Genomic DNA, 20,367 nt, shown 5'->3' on the forward strand with positions numbered 1-20,367 from the left:
TTATTGCTTTTATCCTGAGTGAAGCGGATAGCCATATCTGGTGAATTGCTGAGAAACTGTTTTGCTTGAAGCACTTTTATTGTTATTTTCTACCACGATAGTTAATGTTATCATAATCGGAATAAAAAATCAAAGATCAACAGGGTCTGTAGTAATCAGCCATGTCTCTAGTCAGCGCAAAACTGTCGTCGGATTTGGAGCGAAGTTGCGGTGGCATCACAATTCTATTTTTTAGTACTAACCCAGTAGTTAATTGCAAAGGCTGAAGCAGCTGGAAATCTTTAGATATGTGCACATTAGTTGAGTTGGTCCTTGGCTTGAAAAATTAAATAGAAAGCTATAATTAAGACTTAGTGAACACCGAGATTATGAAGGGAGAAATTTGCGGAAAATCCGTTGAGCTCAGTGTTGAAACGTAAATCAAAAACGGAGAATTTGAAGAGGGGCGCTGCATCTTAATAGCCCCTTTGCCTCCTGCTCGGGCATGTGATCTTCCTAGTTACATCGGCATCGTGCCTTATCTATCCCGCATCCATCTTGGAATTTCTTCCTGAGAAGCTGAACTCTGAACTCCTTTAATTGTTACGTCCTGGTTTGATCGACGTCCTTGGGCAGGTTGTGTTAAATATTTTTTAGGCAGAGCGTGGTCGGGAAAATATGCAACTATCGTAAGGTATTGACTGCCATAAGCATCAAGTCACTGGGGGTCTCGGGAAATAAACGTTTACGTGTTGCCAGACTCGTCAGTCCAGAAAATAAAAAACCCCCGGCCAGATACACAAGCCGGAGGAAGAGGGAACTACTGATACAAGATTCATATCAGAAGGGGGGGAGAGATCCTGTTATCGATATTAAATTACTGCGTCAGCAATTGATATTTACCTGAGTAGTTTTTAATAACGTCACAACTTGGCTTGTGTAAATCCATATGGATTTTGTCGCCTTCTTTATTGCTACCTACTGCGCCCAATGCTGTCAATGACATTTCTGCCTGAGTAATCGCGCAATAGAACTGATAGCCGTCGTGATTACCCGACCAGCCATTGGTTGGCTCGCCATAAGGACCTGCACACCATTGACAGCCCTGCAGTGGCACACCACCGTTACCCCATTCTTTGCCAGACAATTGCCAGATTAGGAAACCGCCGATTGCATCTTGATTTGCATAAGCTTTGGCGTACCAGCTTTCCATGTAACTTGCACGCTGTGCCAAAGACACCGCAAGGAAAGCGTCTATCGCCGCTTGGCCTGATGGAATATTTTCCACTTGTGAGCCCGTGGTGCGTTTTTTATCAACCGGCCAACCCAATTCACCAATGTACGCAGGCTTACCAACTTCACGCGCAAGGTCGGCGAGCTTTTGAATATTGCCAAGTACTTGTTCGTCGGTCATTGACCATGCAGTTGGATAAAGGTGCCCACTGATTGCGTCAATATTTGGGTCACGATTTAATTCCACCAGCGATGCGTAGCTATCATCCAGAGCAATACCGAATGAGGATTCAGAACCAATCGATACTAATTGATTAGGTGCAATCGATTTGATGTGTGCTGCGATATCGGAAACCCAGACTTTAAAATCAGCAAAATTGCTATTGGTATAACGCGGTTCGTTCGCCAATTCCCACATCATGATCGTTGGATCATTTTTGTAGGCTTTACCCGTTAATGGATTTACGTGATTCAGCAAATTGGTGATGAAGGTTTTAAAGAGTGTGCGACCTGCCGCGCTACCGTAGGGGCCGTAATCTTCAATCTTGCCGAAGTAATCCCAGTAGTCAGACAGCGACAATACCAAACGCATATCATTGGCTTCAGCTTGTGCAACATAGTTGTCGAACAATTCGAAGCTGCGTGCGATCAGCGCCTTTTCTTCTGCAGTGCGTTCAGACTCCGGTTTTACCAAAATAAAACTAGTGCCGGATTTTTTATTGATACAAACGCCGTCGTGCGTTGATGAACCATTACAGAACATCCAGGTACGCACTACTTTCATATCCAAAGCTTTGGCACGAGCAAAGAAATCATTTGCCATAGACTCAGGCTTATACATCAGGTAATACTGGTTTGAACCATTGAAATAAAATGGTTTATTGCCTAATACAAACTGAGTACCTGAAGCTTCAACAAATGCTGGCAAATTGGTAGTACCTACAGTCACACGCAAATTGCTGCTCAGCGTTGTACCTTCCATTCCTAGCTTGATGCGATACACACCATCACCCTTTGTTGGAATGGTCAGCGGGCTTGCGCCTGTGTACACAACCGTTGTGCCGTCGTTCACGCTGTAAGTAAGATTGCCGCTACCCAACTTGGTGTACACCACTTGAATATTACTGCCCGATGGCAATTGCGCAAAATTGGCAGGCGATGTAACAGTAAGGCCGCCTAGCAATTCCACTTTCAAGCTGTGAACGTTCATGTAGCCCCAATCGCTGCCACCTACTTGAATACCAAAACTATGCGCGCCTGCTATCAGTGTTTTGGTTTGGGTGTATGCAACGGGAGTAGCGGTTTCAGCAAACACATTGCTGATGCCTGTACCATCCACCACTAAGGTATTGGTTTTAGTACCGTAAGGCGCACTCCAATTAATGGTAATGCGATATTCGCCAGTCACTGGCAGATTCACATTCCAAATCACAGCACTGCCGTCGCCCATTAAGTTTCCAACACCATCCGCTAGCTCTGCTGGTGCAGTAATTACAGCGGTTGATGCGTCGTAGTTCCAGGTAGTAATTCCGGATGCTACCGAGCTGGATGAAAGAGAACTTACCGAACTTTTAATTGAAGAGCTTGAGCTGCTAATACTGGAGCTGCTAACAACAGAAGACCCCACTGAGCTGCTTGAAACGCTAGTAGAAATACTGGATGAGCTTTTGCTGGAAAGCACACTTGATGACGCACTGCTTGCAGATCCTATCACTCCGTAAGGGCTGGCCAATGCAGCGCAATCTGCATAAGCAATACAGCTTTGATTGTTTTCCCATCCCCAACCACTATTGGTTTGTGAACAAATAGAGTAAACACTGCCATACCAATTGCACTGCTGCCCGGTAGCAATAACAGAGCTTTTGCTGGAAGAAATTGATGGTATCGACGATGGGTTTGCAGACGACACAGAGGTTCCGCTACAGGTTTGGATATGTTGCCATGCATCCCATGGGTTGGATGCATTCGGGGCTTGCCCTACGTTGATCCAATAGCGCGCTTTAAATTCGCTGCCCTGATATACAATAGATTCACCACCGCGATATTGCGTGGTAGATGACCATCCAGATGAATTGCAATCGGCAGAAGCCTGCCAACTGAGAGTCGCCAATAGGGCACCCGCCCACATAGGGGAAGAAGTAAAAAGTTTCATAGAATACCTGCCAGTTGATATTAGATTTATGTAAACCAGCGCAAGGTGGAAATAGCAGCATGAATACCTCCTGCTGAAAAAAACTTCTCATACTTGCGAATTCCCTCAAATCCCACTCCGGGGCATTGTCTTATTCCTCAGTTCGATTTTTATATTTGTCACGTTCATAAGATCGGGAGGTCTTGCAGATTGCATTCTCGAACCGCTTATAGGTTTTATTGGTTAGGCAAATTCGAAAATAGATAACATTGTTTGTAACCGATTACATATTATGGTCATAAAACATGCTTTTAGGATAGGGTGGATTAGTGGTTTATTTGCTTAAAATTTTTAAATTATTGATTTTAAACAATTTATTCTAAGTTGATTTTTAACGGAAATCGTAACCGATTACAAATTTTAGTGGGTGAGGCGAAATTAGAGGGGGGTGGGGTATGGCTACGGTGTCCTCCATGCGTTTCTGGGGGCGGAAAATAGACTCTTAGCTCTATGCTCATAGTGCTATGAACGACAAAGGTTTGTTCAAGGGGTTTCCTATTCTTTCTGCTACTCTTTTAATAGTTTAAAGCCCGACTTTGAGCCCCCTGACTACCGCTTTTAATTGATGCGCGAAGGCAATCGAGTGAAATCAATTCTTAAAAGATATGTGTGCAACCTCCTATCGATTTTTCTTCTTTCCGGTAGTGCGAATGGATTTTCAGAAACATCGATAATCGATTATCCCGAAATGCGGTTCACGACGCCCTTCGATAATCAAGATCGCGCCAGGCAGGAGCTAGGGGGAGTGAACGCGATAGTCCAAGACAAGTTAGGCTTCATTTGGATCGGTGGTGAAAACGGCTTGGCTCGTTACGACGGACGCACGCTGCTTTATTTCAAATCTGATTTGAGTGGTGATGGCTCTTTACCCTTAAACTATATATTTCAGATGGTAGTGGATTCAAAAAACACTTTATGGCTTGCAACCGAGGAGGGTCTGATTCGTTACGATATTGGCGTCAATCGTTTCGAGCGAGTAACAACTATCGGCTCATTTACTATTGATGTCGATTCAGTATCGGCCTTAGAAATTGATGCAAATGATCAGTTGTATGTAGGGACGGCAAGAGGTTTGTATGTAATTGATCCTTCCCAGCAACACATGCGTTTTTTCTTACCGCGCCCTCCTCTTACCATAGAGCCGAATATAGAACAGATTCGCGACATACTAATTGATGACAAAAAAAATGTTTGGTTAGCGACTGCCGGGATGGGGGTCGCTGTCTTAAATCCTAATACAGAAAAGTTTAACTACTTTTTGCATAATCCTCAGGATTCAGGATCACTTGGCCATAATAGTGTGCGCTCTGTGCTGCAAGATTCTCGCGGTAGAATTTGGTTTGGCACCTATGGTAATGGTGTTAGTAGGCTGGACGCAGGATCTGAGATTTTTCAGCGCTATGTCTACAATGCGGATGTGTCAGGCTCTATTGGCGGAAACATTATATGGGACATTAAAGAAGATGCTGCGGGAAATATATTGTTTGCGATAGACCAACGAGGGTTGGCAAGATTTGACGAGGAGTCCGAGCATTTTGTCCACTACCGACACCGTCCCTATGACTTAACGAGTCTGGTCTCTGACCAGCTTCGCGTTATTTATGAAGATAACAATAATGACCTTTGGTTCGGTGCATCACCTTCTGGTGTGAGTTTTTATAGTCGGAATACCAACAAATTTCGACATTTCATTACGCAGCCCTCCGATCCCTTCAGCCTTTCTAATAATTCCATCTTAAGAATTATTGAAGCTGCTGATGGCATGCTTTGGGTTGGAACTGAAGGTGGTTTAAACAGGCTGGATCCAGCGACTGGAAAGGTAACTCGATACTTAGCCAATCCTACCGATCCTGCTGCCTTGCGGGCCAATGCCGTTTTGGCGCTTGAGGAAGACAGTGATGGTCAAATATGGGTAGGAACTTGGGGTGGTGGATTGCACCGGTTAAACCCACACAGTGGCATATTTTCACGCTACTTTCCAAATCCAAGCGAGAGCGGGTCTATTAATAGTGAGTTTATCTGGGACATCACAAAAGATCGTAACGATAATATCTGGATTGCTACTGAGACCGGCGGTTTAAATCGATACGAAAAAAGCACTGATAGTTTCATTCATTATTATCATGATCCAAAAATAAAAGGTGGCATCACCGGCAACTTCATTTCATCCCTGATGGCTGATAGCAAGGGAAATTTGTGGCTTGGTGGCTATACAGGCGTTAACGTTTTCAATCTGAAAAATGAAACATTTACCCAGATTCCTTATGAAACTGGCTTTTCAAATTCCACCAATAGCAAGAATACCAAGGCATTCTTTGAGGATAGCAAGGGGAGAGTTTGGATCGGTACCCAGCATCGAGGTGTTAATATTTTTGATACTCGCTCGAAGGAGTTTCGATATTTAGACACAAGTGATGGGCTGCCATCTCAGAATGTCTCGGGAATATTGGAAGATGACAACCAAAACATATGGTTAGCAACGGGGAACGGGCTTGTAAAAATTGATTCACTCTCCGAGAAGATTACGATTTTCGGCCGCGAGGCCGAGTTGGCAGGTAGTAATTATAATCGTGAAGCACTTCTGAAGGATCGCAACGGAAGATTATATTTCGGAAGCTCGGAGGGTATTACAAGCTTTCATCCCGCCGAGCTGAGAAGCGATTCGGCTCCACCTCCAATCAGGTTGGTTAGTTTTCGAATCTTTAATAAGGAGGTCAATCTTGGCGAAAACTCACCGTTAAAAGTCCCTATTTTTATCGCTGATAAGATATCCCTGTCTTACAAAGACTCAATGTTTACTTTTGGATTTTCTGCGCTGGATTACCGCAACTCAAAAACAATTCACTATAGTTATAAGTTAGATGGTTTTGACCAAGACTGGATAGATGTTGGGCGCAATGCGAATGCGGTATACACAAATCTAGGGCCTGGAAAATATACTTTTCGAGTGCGTGCATCGAATGACGACGAGCATTGGTATACTGGGCAGTCACTTGAAGTGAGGATACAGGCTCCACCTTGGAGAACTTGGTGGGCATATGTTCTGTACGTGATCATCATTTTTTCAGCGCTTTACTATCGCCATAGCCACATTGTGCTGCGCGCAAATGCGCGAGCTTATCAAGCACAAGCTACCAAAGACGCGCTAACCGGTGTCTACAATCGATTTGGATTGGGGCAGATCGCTGAAGGTGTTTTTTCAAATTCAGAAACCAAGAGGGGGGTGGGGGTTGCTTTGTTTGATGTTGATCATTTCAAGCTAATAAATGATCGATGTGGGCACGATTCGGGTGATTATGTTTTGAAAAATGTTGCGAGAATTGCAAAGGATACCATCCGTCATAGTGACCACTTTGGACGGTGGGGTGGAGAAGAATTTGTTTTAATCTGTGTTGTCCGTGATCCCGAGGATGGGATGGAATTAATTGATAAGGTGCGTATTGCGATACGAGAATTTAATTTTGGATTGGATGGGATTGCAAAAGTAACGGTTAGTGCCGGCTTTGCGATGGTGTCAGAAGTTGACTCTTTTGAATCTGCTTTGAAACGAGCTGATACTGCAATGTATGAAGCTAAGAAGTCAGGGCGTGATCGTATCGTTCTTGCGAGTCCAAAAGAGTGAAAGCATTAGTGTGACCCATTTGGGTTTTGATATGTTTGTAGTGATTCTTCCCCTTTAAAGGGGAAGAAAATTGGTTCGTAATTAAATGTTTTGTTGATCGCCACTGCGTGATGCTAGCGAAGCAAAAACATCACCACATCGGAGGGTGCCGACTCTCCAGATTCATTAATGGCGATAACGCGATAATAATAAGTGCCTTTGCTGACACTATCCGTGTCGGAAAATAAAGTCATAGTGGAGGGGTCAAATCGGTTGATGCCGTCAGATATATTATCGCCAATAATTTTCCATGGTCCGTTGATAGTCGTTGAGCGTTCGATACGATAATAGCGACCGACTGCGGCTCCCATCCACCGAATATCTTTTTGATCCCTGATAGGGCGAAGTTTTGGGGGCAGAGGTTTCGGTAATGGAGCAACGTTTTTATCGCCGTTCATGTGAGCTATAGATTCTCGCACTAAATCAATTACTGCCGATTCTTGATTCGACTCTCCCTCCGGAAATCCAGGAATGTGATAGCTATAAGTTTTGTTATTAGCTGGTTCCAAGTGCCAATAAAAGCCACCGTCGTGGCGATGTCCGCGCAATCCCCAAATAAAAAAGCCAGCAGTTTTATGCCCTTGATAATCCTGTTTGATGGCGGCGTTAGCAATCGCTGAAAGTTGATCGATATCCAGCAATCCAAATTCACCAACTACATACACCTTGTTTCCTGCGATTTTTTGCAAGTCTTTGCTGACAGTGGCAGGGCTTAGGTTGCCCACATTCTCATAATAATGATTGGAAATGATATCGACGTTGGGGTCTTTTAGTGCAAAGTCATGGATTTGGGTGTAGTTGCCGTCCATCACCAGATGATTTTTATCAAGCGATTTAATATGCGCTGCAGTGCTTTGTAAAAACTCAGCCGTAGTATCTTTTAATTCATTACCGGTCTCCCACGCCATGATGGCTTTCTCATCGCGATACAATCGGCCGGTAATTGTGTTTTTGCGGTTGATAACTTGCTCAATAATACTTAAATAAGCGGCATAGGTTTTACTGTTTATGTTGTAAAAATCCTCTGGCGCTTCACCGTAGAATGCAGCAAGTTGTTCTCGCCCACCCCACCACGGCCAATGATCGATGAAAGGAAGTATCAGACGAACATTATATTTTTCAGCCAGTGCGATCATTCGATCATAATGCACCATCGCGGATTCGTTTAATTGTGGAGTAATTTTTCCCTTCAATGGTTTGGAAATATGTGTCTCCCTTTGGCAGTTTGGATCAAATTCTTGTTCTACGGATAAGACATAAGTGCGCATTACCTTGTGGCCGGTAAATGCTAATGATTGGAACCAATTTTCCTGTTCGTCAGCGGTTGGCCATTTAAAATATTGTCCCCAGCCGCGCGGATCTGCTTTGCATACTCCTTTGGCGTCATCCTCTATTCTGTGTAGTTCTGGGGCATGTATTCCAGCAAAGCGTAGGGCATTTTTTCCATCCATTAGTTGCGATCCATCACGCTTCACAAAGTAGTCAAATGCTTGACTGGAGGTGCTTAAGAAAAGTCCAGTTGCAAGTAGAAGTGATGATTGTAATTTAACGAATTCCATAGGATTTTACCTTCCAAATTTAAATAATCGGTAGTGATACTTTTTCTGTTGTTTCTGACAGAGTGGTATTTGAAATAACGCGAACGTCATGGCAGCACAAAATTTGCTGTTACTTGTTCTTGCTGATGCGCCATTTGCTTGAGCGCGTTACTGGACTCCTCTAGCTCTATGGCTTCGAGCTGCACGCTGTCTGCTATATCCGACATCCTGACCACTCCCCTTGCCAGTTCGGTGGCGACACTGCTCTGCTCACTGACCGCTTGGGCAATAGCGGCGGTCATATCCTTAATCTGGTCCAGACCATTGGCGATTACGGCAAGTGCTTCACTAGCTAAATCAGATTGCTCAACACATGAAGTGGCGACATGTTTATTGCGCTGCATTATGTCGGTCGCTTGTACTGCGCTACTTTGCAAATTGGCGATCATCTCGGTGATTTCAGCTGTGGAAGCTTGCGTTTGTGTGGCAAGAGTGCGTACTTCATCAGCCACCACGGCAAAACCACGCCCTTGTTCGCCCGCACGGGCGGCTTCAATCGCAGCATTCAGTGCAAGCAAATTAGTTTGTGAAGCGATACCGTTAATCACTGAAATAATTGAGCCAATACCATCGGAATTTTTACGTAAGCTATCCACCACTTGGGTAGCTGTGTTTAATTCGCTGTTCAGGCTCCCGATTAGGTCCTTATTTCGGTTGACGACTTGCTGCCCAGATTTTGTCGAAGAATAAATATCAAACACCACATCGTTCGTGTCGCGTGCATTATTTGCGACATGGCGCGCAGTCTGCTCCATTTCAGTCACAGCGGACGCGAGGTTTTCTGCCTGCGATTTTTGAAAATCAATTTGCTGCCTTGAATTGGAGCTAATTCGGCTGGAACTGTCTGCCATGTTCAATAAGCGCCCGCTTTGGTCTTTAAGATTGCGAATAATACAGGTGAGATTGCTTGCCAATTTGTCCAAAGAGAGGGATATTTCACCAAATTCACCTGAGTTAGATTTTTCATGGGAATCGCGCAAATCATTTTTCGCCAAAGCCTCCAGTCGCACTACTAACTGTTTAATTGGCTTACGTACTCCAGCAACGACTTTTGCTGCTACTGCAATACCGACAAGTAGAGATATGAAAAATACAATCCAGATTGTCATGCCTCCGCTAGATATAGCGGCCTTTGTGTGCGAGCTGGAATTATCTGAAACAGATTTTAAATGTTTGTTCAGTTCTGCTAGCTTGGCCATGCTCTTGTCCAATTCGGCGACTAATGCCTGTAAAAGTTTTCGGCTTTCTGCTTCCGAGACGAGTAATTGTTGTTGCTGATGCAAGACTCCGTTGTCAGCGGTAATGTGTTTTTGTAAAATTTCAACAGAAGTGCGCAATGGTTCGGCAACTTTCGGAAATCGTTCTTCCAAAACGAAATTTTTTCGGTCAATATTTTTCCAGAAATAATGTAGCTCTTTAGCGCGTTCTTCCAGTTCGACACTGGCATGAATAGAAGGTATTTTAGAAAGTAGTGCGGACGCCTCATTCGCATCCTGCTCTATAGATGCTAACAGCCATTGAGAGGGGATATCCGAATCGGACATATTAAAGCGGATGTCTTTCATTTCTGCGCTGAAATATTGCCATTTATCTTCAAATTGACGCAGTGCCTCGAATTCATTATTGCGTGCGTGTAGCATTTTTTCGTGAGCTTTTAGGTGTGCCCCTGCTTGGATAAAAGTAAATTCAGTTACTCGATTCAATTCCTCCAGTCGGTCTGCAATGTCAGGGAAATCTTTAGCGTAGTCTTCCGCAATACTATATTCTTTGCGATAACCTTGCTGAAATTCAGTAAATTTATTTTGCAAAACAGTAAGTCGATTCAACTCCTGTTCGGCTGCATGTTGGCTTACAGTTTGGGCTGCGCCCTGCAAATTCTGGGTGAGAAGTGCGCTAGATTGTAGTAAAGGAGTGACCACGCCAGAGGAGAGATCGATATTGCCTGATAAGTGTTTCTGGCTGGTAACGCTAAATGTGGCTACCACTAGTTGTAATGCCAGCAATACCGAAAAACCAAAAATAACCTGAGCGACAATGGATAATTTATTCATAATATATGCTGCAATTCAATGTTGAGTTCGATTTACTAAAAATTTTCTTTAGCTTGTCCCCAACGTTTGTTCCAATAAGCCATGCTACCGTCAAAGTCGGGGCTTAACAAAATATTGCGAATATAATTACCGCTCATGAAATCCATTCCTGCCTTATTGGTGAGTCGAATAAAATCATTGCTTTCAGGAGCTACTTGAATAATCTCGGGTTGATAGGCCATGTATTCCGCCAGCTGGGGCATATTGGACTTGCGCGATTTATCGGTGGGTATGAAGCCAGCTACGTCGGCAAAGTTGGATTTGGTAATCATGAATGCAATCCAGGCTTTGGCTGTATCGGGGTTTTTACTATAACGGCTTACCGCCATACCCCAATCAAAATTCAATATCGCTTTTGATTTTCCGCTATTGTCAAATGGAAAGGGAATAAAACCAATATCGTCGCTTCGCATGCCAGATTCAATCAATTGGGGAATTGCCCAATTTCCCAGAAAAAACAGGGCATTTTTACTGGCAATAAAATCACGTTTAGATTGTTCCCAATTATTCAATACAAAGTCTGCCTCACTGAAACCGGAAGAAAATAATATGTGAGCAATTTTTAATGATTGGTAGTAGGGCTTTCCGGGGGAGAAGGGGGCATTGTCATTAATCATGCTGGCAAAATAATTGCCATCGCCCGCTAACGCTAATGTAGCTTTGTCCCATTGTTGTAGTGGCCAAGCTGCGCCCACATTCAATGCAATTGCAACCTTACCTTGAGTTTTTAATGTGGTTGCAATGCGGATTAGTTCATCCAGTGTGGTAGGGGGCTCGCTAACGCCAGCAGCTTTTAACGCGCGTTTGTTGTAAATCAGTCCCTCGGCAATAACGCCTTGAGTGTACGCGTATTGTTTTTCGTTGAATTCCCAATTGTCAGGAAAATAAATTTTATCCTGCAGTTGTAAATCATTTAATGGTAAAAAATATTTAGCATACATTTGTTTTGGCATGTCGCGTGGCACCAACATCACATCACCATAGTTGCGCGCTTCAAACCGTTTTGGCATGGCCGCTTCGTAGTCAGGAATCCCCTCAACTCTTACTCGAGCCTGTGGATATAGTGATTGAAACTCTTTTATCCAGCGCGCATAACTGCCATTAGTTACTAGATCGACACGGTTGGAATAAAACGTGATATCGCCTGCAACAGCGGCGATAGTGGCGGGGCTGGATAGACTAAGCAATATACTCAGTAGGAAACTCCAGCGTAGATAAAAGTAGTTCATAATTATCTCCGTAAACAGAAGTTTATTGTTGTTATCCAACCTTGGAGGCAATAAGTCATTTTTTGTGAGTGATATTCGATAGTTATTTAAGTAGGGAGTTCGTGTTGAGCGGTCCTCCTTGTATTGGTTGCGTTTTCAGGATTTAAAAAATGTTGATGTGAGGGTAAATCACCAACCGCGCGTTGAATTGCCGAGCGCATGTCAGCTAACTCGCGGATGACGTGCTGCTTGTCAAAAAACGCCACTTTAGGGTGATGATGCGTTGGTAATAAATTAAAGCCGGAAAATAGAGATAACCAGGAACTGATTTGGAAAAAGTCCAGGTCATCGAAACGTAGGTTGGCGGTATAACGAAACTCTTCTATGCGTGCTTGCAGGCTTTCAGGTATTGTCATATTCTGGCATTCATTCCAGAAAGGTTCACCGGTACGTTGGTTAAGGTAATAGTGCAAAATAATAAAATCACGCAGGCGTTGGTTATGTTGTGCGAGTGTATGGTTGGCATGTTGTGCAATTGTCGCGCAATCTTGCGTTTGCGGAAAGTAAGTGAATAGCGTATTGATTGCTGTTTGGACCATATAAATACTAGTGGATTCCAGCGGTTCTAAAAAGCCACTGGCGAGCCCCAACGCAAACACATTGTGGTTCCAGATTTTGCGGCGCATACCTGTTGCAAAGTGAATCAGTTTTGGTTCGGCCAAACTTGTTCCGGTAATATTTTTTTGCAGCTCTGCTAATGCTTGTTCATCGCTAATCTGTTGACTGGAATACACATAGCCATTACCTACGCGATGTTGCAATGGGATTCGCCATTGCCAGCCTGCGCTGCAGGCAAGGGCACGTGTGTAAGAGGGAATCTGTTCATCTGAACTGGAGGGTAGCGCAATAGCGCGGTCGCAAGGCAACCATTGGTTCCAGTGTTCATAACCTGTGTGCAGGGTTTCTTCAATTAGCAATCCGCGAAAGCCTGAGCAATCAATAAAAAAATCGCCGCTAATAATTTCTCCACTTTCAAGCACTAATTCACTGATATTGCCTGTCGTTGCGTCGCGCGTTGCATGAGAAATTTGCGCTTCAATACGCGTTACTCCCTGCCGTTGTGAAAAGCGGCTTAGGTAGTTGGCAAATAAGCCTGCATCAAAGTGATAGGCATAATTAAAGCGAGCTATATCCAACGCATTTTCTTTAGGGCGGGCAAATTTATTGGAGCGCGCCAGTTGCGTTGCTAGCGAGTAATCATCAATCGGCCCTGCTTGTTGTTGTGTGCGTAAATTAGCCCAGTAGTGGTGGAAGGGTATACTCGCAATTTTTGCACCGAACATGGCAAAGGGATGAAAAAAAGATTCGTTCGGCTTATTCCAACCATCAAATTCAATACCCAATTTAAATGTGGCTTGGGTATTGAGCATAAATTCACGTTCATCAATTCCTAAATCCGATAAAAAAACTTTCATCGCTGGAACTGTGGCTTCACCTACGCCAATTGTTCCGATAGTGGCTGACTCCACCAAAGTAATGTTTAACGGTGTTCCGGCAAAACGTTTGGCAAAAAATGCAGCGGCCATCCATCCTGCTGTTCCTCCTCCCACTACTACCAATGATTGAATCGCACTCATATAAATATCTACCTCTTAAAACAGAACGAGCAAGTAAACCGGATGGGTGTTAAAAAAGGGGCGGAAAGCCGCCCCTAAAGGCTTCCACAATTAAAACTTGGCGTTCACACCCAAGGTAATGCGGCGTTCGTAAGCATGATATTCACTGCGGAAATTCGACCAGTGAATGTATTTGTACGAACCTTCTTCTGTCAGGTTTTGCACGTTCAGATTGATGTCCACAGACTCATTAATGTGATAAGTACTGGTGAGATCAACATAGAGCGATGTATCTTCCCAGCGATCCAATCCGCCGAGAATTTTTTTCTCGTTGTCGGTGCCTAAAGGATCAGTCGTCCAACTGGCTAATTGGCCGTCGTAACGATCATCCAGATAGTTGGCTGCAACGCGGAACTCAAAGCGATCATCGTTGTACCAAAGAACTAAGTTGGATTGGTTTTTGGCGGTGGCATTGAAGGGAACATCGTTGCCATCGGCCGCAAATTCCCAACCTTCTTTAACACTCGGTGAGTAGGTGTAGTTGAACGTCATGCCCGTGTTAGCTAGTAACCCTGGCAAGAAATCAAAGCTTTGTTGGTAAGAGAACTCAACACCTTCAACAGTCGCGTTTTTACCATTAACCAATTCCTGAATGGTTGCGCCATTGCGCACTATGCCGTCAGAGTCAGGCAGAGCAGCATGAGTACTCTTGGTATCTACAAAACCGCCGATATCCATGTAGAAGAAAGTCAAACCGAGCAATGCGTTATCGGTGGGGTAATATTCGCCAGCCAAGTTGTAGACTTTTGCACTCCATGGTTTGAGGTATGGATTGCCGCCGCGTTTTACTTCTTGAATGGCTTGATATTTTTCACCAGTGGTTTCATCCGTTTGGAAGCTGCTATAAGTGGTGCTTGAAGCTTCTCCAAAATTATTCAGCGACTGCAATGAGGTGCGCTCATCGTAAGATGCTTTGATTTTGTAGCTGTCGCCAAAAGAGATATTCAAATTAACACTTGGCAAAAAGTGTGAGTGACTCACATTCAGGAACTCATCACCTTTGTCTTCATAGAGTGTGTGGTTAGGGTCAGCACCGGCAAATACATCGGCTACCAGAGTGCCATCAGTAATGTTGCGCTCAACGGTGATGTCGGTAGTGATATGACGTACACCAGCGTTACCGCTCAGGCTAGTGGTGTCGGTCAGTTGATCTTCAAAATTGGCACTAATGTAGAAAGAGTCGCGCGTTTCCAATACACGGTAAGAGGCATCAGGACGTTGCTTGCGCACGTGGTCGGTATCGTAAAGGCCATCCATAAAACTTTTGTGATTGCCAATTTTGGATACATCAACCATCGGCAGACTCAGGTTGTAGTTTTTCACTACATCACCCATGTCATCTACCATGTGCAAATACTTTGCAACATAGGCTTCATCCAGATTTACGCCGCGGACAGGTTCAATATCCAGATTGTCTACGGTGTCGTAAACACCAGGGCTGACCTCAACCAAATAATTTGCAAATTTTCCGCCAGTAGTGACATTAGGTACGTAACCAGCCTCGTGATATTTCACCAGCATATTGTGAGGGGTCATGCTGCCCGGCTCGTAAGCGACCAAGCCGGTATCCATGAAGTAGTGGTAAGTATTGCGTGACATATCGCGGTCGGCGCGACGAAAACCAAAATCGATAGAGGTAATACCTTCGTCGGCTAATTTGTAATTGCCATCAATACGTAATACATCCAGATTGGATTCGTGAGTTTCACCTTCCAGCCACGCAGAATGGAAATACCAAGATTCTTTTTGCGCGAGGCGATCGGCAAATGTAGGATCAAAATTGACGCTGACAGAATCATCACCCGCAAGGAAAGTCACTGGGTAATAATCTTCAATCCAGCCTGGATTCACCACGCGTTTATCGCCATCTACGTTGTAAACCAAACCATCGTTACCGCCAGGGGATGCAGCGCTTTGTGCTAAATCCAAATTACTTTGCTCGCGATGCGCGCGCGAAGAAACCAATTTGGCGCTACCGGTAAATGCACCACCGTTATTAAATTTCAATTCAACACTGTTGTTGAATGCGGATGTATCAACGTAATCAGAATCCACACCGGCGCGCAGGCCGCCGTACATGTTGGCGCTAAAACCGGTTGCATAAGAGTTGGTGTACAAACCTGTATCGCCAGTGGAGTGCAAACCGTGCAACTGAGTGAAGTTGCCACGGTTCCAGTTCAGGCCTTCAGAGCTGACATTCAAAATATTGCCAGAGGCTTTTTCATCCATGCTGTTGTAGAACATGTCAACATTCAGCTCTAACGCATCGCTCAATTGTGAGTTGATGTTGTAGGTCAAACCCAAGCGCTCGCGTTCAGCGATACGGTTATAGAGTTGCGGGCCGTTCCACGCCATCATGATCAGCGAGTCAGTATTTTTCTGTCCGTCACCATCCAGATCGCAATCGCAACCCCAAGTTTCTGCAGTACGGTCTTCGGCTGCACGGGTATAAACCGAATTGTCAGAGAGTGTTTGGTCGGCGTAAGAAAATCCCAATGACATTGCGGTATGGTCATTCCAGTTAAAACCAATCAAGCCGCTTAATTCAGGATCTGTTTCTTCAGTGATGCTGCCGTTACTTGCCTGAGCGCGCACAGAACCGCTAAAACCTTCATCCAGTGTGAGTGAGCGGCGAGTCAATAAATCGATGCTACCGCCGATGCCACCTTCCAATTGTTTTGCACTGGAGGATTTGGATACGTTAGCCCCGCTGATCAGTGCCGATGGAACATCGGTGTAGTTTGCTTGGTTGTTCAAAATATTTTCGGCAGTCAAAAACAACTCGCCGTTTAAGGTAGACAGTACCTCGCGTGAGCCACGGATACTGACCAATCCACCCTGACCGGCAGAGCGTGAAATCTGGATACCGGTAACACGTTGCAACGAGTCAGAAATGGTAGAGTCGGGCAGCTTGCCGATATCTTCTGATGAAATGGAATCCACCACTTCTGCAGAGTTGCGCTTAATATCAATGGCTTTTTCCTGTGCGCTGCGCACACCGGAAACCAATACTTCTTCCACTACATCGTTTTGCGCCTGAGCGCCGGTTGCAATAATTGCCGAGATCAAACTGGGCAACAGTTTGGTTGAGAAACTGTTGAAGTGTTTCATGAGTATTTCTCCTTTGTGATTGTTATCAATAGGGCGGCTGCTGGCAGGCATTCCTGCACAAGTTAGCGCTTAGTTATCTTATGTGTAATCGATTACACTTTAAATAAGTGTAGAGAAAATTTTTACTGAAAACATCATGGTTAAATTGACAGCAATTATGCATTTTCTATTATTGTCCATTTAAATCATATGCTTATGATTAGATTTGCTAGGTGGGTCAATGTTGCTGCTTTCTACAAAATTACTATTACTGAGTGTAACCGTATACATTTTTTGTTACTTCTGGTGACGAGATGTCGTGCTGGAGGCGTTGAGGTGGGATCAATGGAGGGTGCTATTGAGTACAGGCACTGGTTAAAATTTCAGATGTTGAAAGTTTAACGCAGCACTTGCACTCAGTAGTTCAAGACATTAGTACTTCACTTGCAAACTCAAGCTGGTGCGGCGTTCGTTGTAGAACGATGCATCAACGTTGGATTCCCATTGGTTGTAGTACTCTTGATGCTCTTGCGTCAGGTTGGTGACTTGCAGCGCTACCGTCATGTTTTCAATGAATTCATAACTGATAGATGCATCCACATAGTTGGTCGGTTTTTGAAAATAGGCGAATTGATAATCGCCCTGCAATGTGCGACCGAGATACATTTTGCTGCGATAGTTATGAGCAATGCGCGCTTGAATGCCATCTTGTTCGTACCAAAGTGCGAAGTTTGATTGATATTCAGAGTTGTTAATGCCCGGCATGGTTTCGCCGTAGTAATCTTGGTCTGAACCTTCACTTGGTGAGTAAGTGAAGTTGGCATCCACACCAAAACCGCTCCAGAAGCCGGGCAAGAAATCCAGCGATTGTTTGTAGCCAAATTCCACACCGTGTGTAGCATCGCCTTTTTCATCAGAGCTGATAATAGAGTCGATGGGTACTACACCAGTGAATTGACCGGTTTCAGGGTTGTAACCGCGCACTTGACCATCATCGTCCGCAATGTCCGAACGATAAATACGTGTATTTTCTATTTGCGTTAAACCTTGAACCCAAAACATGCCCAAGCTCACCATGCTACTGTCATTCAGATACCACTCATAACTCAGCTCGGCGTTGTATTGCAAATTAGGCAGCAATGCAGGGTTACCAATTTGCGACCCCGAGTTAGCACAGGCAACCGGACCACCATTCGGACGAGTGATATTGCACGAGTTGGTGCGGTTAACATTGAGCCCTCCACCCAGTGAATCTGTGTCATGGGTGCCGATGGTTTTGGTGAAGGCAAAGCGCAATACCTGCTCATCAGTTAAGTCCATGGACAAGTTAACCGCAGGCAGCAGCTCGTCGTAACTGTTGATCGTGGTAATCGATTCACCTACCGATGCCACCATACCTGGGCCAAGCAAATAGGATTCACCGTTGATCACAGTGGATGCCGCAGAGCCGGCAACACTTTGAGTGATGGTGTATTCAGTATCGATGTAACGCAAACCCAGATTACCGCGCAGCGCTTTACCAAAAACTTCAGTTTCCAAATTGCCTTGAAGGTAGAAGGATGTGGTTTGATCTTGCAGGTCATACACGTTGGCCGCATCGGCAACCAGCATATGCGGGCCGTACATTTTTTCATGCCATGCAATAGGATTATCCATTGCTTTTGGATCGATGAAATACACAGTGCCCAAACCGGTGGTGCCATAAAAATCGCTAATGCCTTTAATCATTCCCAGTTCGTTTAATTCAGTGAATGAAATCGGGTCAATATAGGATTCACCTGTAACTGGTGCGGGCGATACTGTGTCTTTCCAGCGCGCTACAAAGGCATCGCCGTATTCGTTGGTTCTTAATACGCCGCCGATCCAACCATTTTTTTCAACGTTGCGTTCGCTGTAGCGTGCACCTACATCAATCGATGTGAAGGTGTTCAGTAACGGCGAGTCAAAGGCGTAACTGGTATCCAAACGGAGTACATCCATATCGGCATTGGAATAGGTGCCGGTCAGGTTGGATGATTTGGCGCTGTAGCGATCCAAATTGCTGCCAAAGGTTTCATTGACGGTGCTAGTTGTGCCATCCGCATTGGTGATGGGCAAATTGCTGCTGGGCAGAGTCCAATGTTGTTTGCCACCGGAGTAGGCGATATGGATTGGGACTTGAATCGCTGTTCCATCTACCTCAGTGCCGTTGGGCAGCAGGGCATTAAAGCTGCCATAGCCCCAAGGGTTAGCCCAAGATTCATCACCATTCGCGGGGCGATATTTGTCATTGATTTGCGAGCCGTCGGTCAGCGTGGAATCCACAGTGCTGTTTGCCGAATCATCCACCGCTTCACCGTGCAACCAACGCAATTTACCAGTTAATGGGCCGCCGTTATCGAATGATAATTCCAGATTGGTGTTAGTCGATTCTTTGTCGGTTGCCGTGGTTTGGTTTTGGGTTTTGGCCAAGCGCGTTTGCCACAATGCCGACGACATAGTGTAAAGATTGCCGGGCAGGGTAATGGCTTCGCCGTTGCGATGAATAATATTATCGTAAGCCTCGGTTGCGCCTTCATCCGGATTAGCCCAGCCGATAATGCTTTGCCAGGATTGCTCAGCCACAAACGCCTGCATGTAAATATGCTCATCCAACTTGGTGTAAAAAACATCGCCTGTCAGCTGGAAGGCATCGTTAATTTGATATTGCATAGAACCGTTGATGCCGGTTCTTTCGCGATCAATAAAACGGTTGGCAGCTTGATGACCTTCAAAGGTGTAGTACACATCGTTGCTGTCGCCATCGCCATTCACGTCAACATTGTTGGCGACATAACCGGTTTCTTCACTGGCAAGGTTGCGCCAGCCTGACCAGCGGCCAGCGTTACCGCCTTGTGAACCATTCCAATAATCGGCGAGGTAAGAAGTGCCGTAAGAAAGGTTCAACGACGCACCAAATTTATCGTCGTTGTTGTAACCAAAAAAACCGGAGTAGGAGCCATCGGTTTCCTCACCTAAAGCCCCTTGAATAGCTTCTACTTTACCCACAGCAGTAAAACCGTCTTCCAATAAAAACGGGCGATTGGTTTTCAGGTTAATGGTACCTGCTAAGCCACTCACTACATTTTTGGCTTCTGCCGATTTAAATACTTCAATGCCTGACACCATCGTCGAGGGAATATCGGCAAAGTTGGGCGATACGGTGGTGATAGAGCCTGCCGCCAACATTTGCTCGCCATTGAGCGTAGTGGTGACATTGGAGTTACCGCGAATGTTTACGCCAGTACCTTCGCCGCCAGTACGCGTAATTTGAATGCCAGGTACGCGTTGCAATGAGTCAGCGATAGTCGCATCGGGTAATTTACCGATATCGGTTGCGGTAATCGCATCAACCACCGAGCTGGCATTGCGCTTGGTATCGATAGATTGCATGACGGAGTTGCGTATTCCGAGTACAACCACTTCTTCAACGTTGTTTGGTGAATTTTCTTGTACTGCGTCCTGCGCGAGTACAATACCAGCGGGGTACAGGGTTGCGAGTGCAACCCCTACGGACAGAAGATTGTTTTTAAATAAATGTTTTGGGAAAGACATAATTCGTTCCTGTTTTAAATTCGTTTACCTGGGAGCCTGAATTAACCTGATGGGTAGCGCTCCGCGGA

The 20,367-nt window shown here is 44.9% G+C and carries 8 protein-coding genes; 1 reads left to right on the top strand and 7 read right to left on the bottom strand.

Features of this window, described 5'->3' with window-relative positions:
* Window positions 1-856: 856 nt before the first annotated feature.
* Window positions 857-3,364 carry a CBM35 domain-containing protein gene (locus AWU77_RS03170; RefSeq protein ID WP_084617975.1) on the bottom strand — a complete coding sequence of 836 codons (2,508 nt, stop codon included), beginning with the start codon at window positions 3,362-3,364 and terminating at the stop codon, window positions 857-859.
* Window positions 3,365-3,986: 622 nt separating this feature from the next.
* On the opposite strand from AWU77_RS03170, the gene AWU77_RS03175 reads away from it, so the two are divergent.
* A complete protein-coding gene (locus AWU77_RS03175) occupies window positions 3,987-7,025 on the top strand; it encodes a ligand-binding sensor domain-containing diguanylate cyclase (protein WP_062059178.1) in 3,039 nt (1,012 codons plus the stop codon).
* A gap of 113 nt (window positions 7,026-7,138) precedes the next feature.
* Here the strand turns inward: AWU77_RS03175 and AWU77_RS03180 are convergent, their stop codons facing one another.
* From AWU77_RS03180 to AWU77_RS03205, 6 genes are all read right to left on the bottom strand, one after another.
* On the bottom strand, window positions 7,139-8,623 hold the full coding sequence (locus tag AWU77_RS03180) for a hypothetical protein (protein WP_062059181.1): 1,485 nt from the start codon (window positions 8,621-8,623) through the stop codon (window positions 7,139-7,141).
* An 86-nt stretch (window positions 8,624-8,709) separates the two neighbouring features.
* Complete coding sequence (locus AWU77_RS03185) at window positions 8,710-10,713, bottom strand: methyl-accepting chemotaxis protein (protein ID WP_062059183.1); 2,004 nt, start codon at window positions 10,711-10,713, stop codon at window positions 8,710-8,712.
* Window positions 10,714-10,748: 35 nt separating this feature from the next.
* Window positions 10,749-11,981 carry an ABC transporter substrate-binding protein gene (locus tag AWU77_RS03190; RefSeq protein WP_062059186.1) on the bottom strand — a complete coding sequence of 411 codons (1,233 nt, stop codon included), beginning with the start codon at window positions 11,979-11,981 and terminating at the stop codon, window positions 10,749-10,751.
* An 86-nt stretch (window positions 11,982-12,067) separates the two neighbouring features.
* On the bottom strand, window positions 12,068-13,597 hold the full coding sequence (locus AWU77_RS03195; protein ID WP_062059189.1) for a tryptophan halogenase family protein: 1,530 nt from the start codon (window positions 13,595-13,597) through the stop codon (window positions 12,068-12,070).
* Between the two features lie 90 nt (window positions 13,598-13,687).
* Window positions 13,688-16,747, bottom strand: a complete 3,060-nt coding sequence (locus tag AWU77_RS03200) for a TonB-dependent receptor (RefSeq protein WP_062059192.1) — start codon at window positions 16,745-16,747, stop codon at window positions 13,688-13,690.
* Window positions 16,748-17,158: 411 nt separating this feature from the next.
* Window positions 17,159-20,299: a TonB-dependent receptor gene (locus AWU77_RS03205; protein ID WP_062059194.1), complete on the bottom strand. Its 3,141-nt coding sequence runs from the start codon at window positions 20,297-20,299 to the stop codon at window positions 17,159-17,161.
* Window positions 20,300-20,367: the final 68 nt, after the last annotated feature.

The organism is Cellvibrio sp. OA-2007 (assembly GCF_000953825.1).
Classification (GTDB): domain Bacteria; phylum Pseudomonadota; class Gammaproteobacteria; order Pseudomonadales; family Cellvibrionaceae; genus Cellvibrio.